This is a genomic window from Microbacterium sp. HSID17254, from assembly GCF_003989315.1.
Taxonomy (GTDB): Bacteria; Actinomycetota; Actinomycetes; order Actinomycetales; family Microbacteriaceae; genus Microbacterium.
Window position 1 is genome coordinate 1 of sequence record NZ_RBLT01000117.1, and the last position, 1,055, is coordinate 1,055.

At 73.5% G+C, this 1,055-nt stretch carries 1 protein-coding gene; it reads right to left on the reverse strand.

Annotation, left to right across the window (positions count from 1 at the left end; genetic code table 11):
- The coding region (locus D8M34_RS18020; protein WP_202976286.1) for a 3'-5' exonuclease at positions 1 to 1,026 on the reverse strand (1,026 nt) is incomplete at its 3' end.
- Positions 1,027 to 1,055: the final 29 nt, after the last annotated feature.

The window sequence follows — 1,055 nt, forward strand, 5'->3', positions numbered from 1 at the left end:
CCCCCTTCCTCGACGGTTGGGCTTGGGCTTTCCGGCCGATTCGTGGGGGCAGGGGGCGGTCATGCGCAGCAGATGTCGGCGGGTCTGTGTGGCGTCGTCGAGTGCGCGGTGACCGCCGTCGTTGGGCAGGCGGTGGCGGGTGTGGGCGTGGTCGGAGCGGGGGAGCATGACGTCGGCCCAGTGCTGGGGGTCGGCGAGGCGGGTGCGGCGGATCCCGTGGCGGTGGCAGTCGTGGGTGATGACGCCCAGGCCGTAGTCGGCGCTGTAGGCGCGCACGGTCCGGTTGCGGGTCACGCGCAGGAGCCGCCGGTAGGCGGTGGGCCAGTCGGGGACGCCGTCGGCGGTGACGTCGCTGTCGCGCAGGCCGTGGATCATCTGGGCGCCGGGCTGGATCGGGGTGCCGGGGTTGACCAGGGTGTCGAGCAGGGTGCGGCCGGTGCAGGCGTCGATCACGGCGATCTCGCAGATCGCGCCGTGCAGGTCGGTGGTCTCGGTGTCGAGGATGACCGCGCGGCCGGGTTCGAGCATCGCGCGGGCGAACCGCACCGCGGCGCCGGCGGCGGGGTGCAGCCGGATGTCAGGGAGGTAGCGGGCCAGCGCGGGTCGGGCCTGGATCGCGGTGAGCACCTCGGGCTGGGCCGGGCCGCCGTCGAGGCGTTCCCAGTCGATCTCCCACACGTCGGGTCCGGGCACCCACCAGGCCCACACCCCGATGCAGTGCTCGGTTCCGAAGTCCCGCAGGAACGCCCGGATCAGCGTCGCGCGGGTCGGTGCCCGGCCCCCGGCGACATCGAGCAGCGGGGACCGTGTGCCCTTCGGGGTCTCGCGGACCTGGTGCCAGTTCAGGTCGGGGCGCTGCAGGAGCGCGTCGACGTCGCCGCGGCGGTAGAGCGGTACCGACACCGAGCGGTAGCGGCTGATCTGCATGTTGTGGTGGGCGGTGGGGCTGATCCACCCGGCTTCGACGCAGATGTCGAAGTGCCGCCGGTCGGTGTCGAGGATCGCGGCGGCGTTGTCGGCGGTCACCAGCCGGTCCGCGCGCAGCTGTTCGTCGG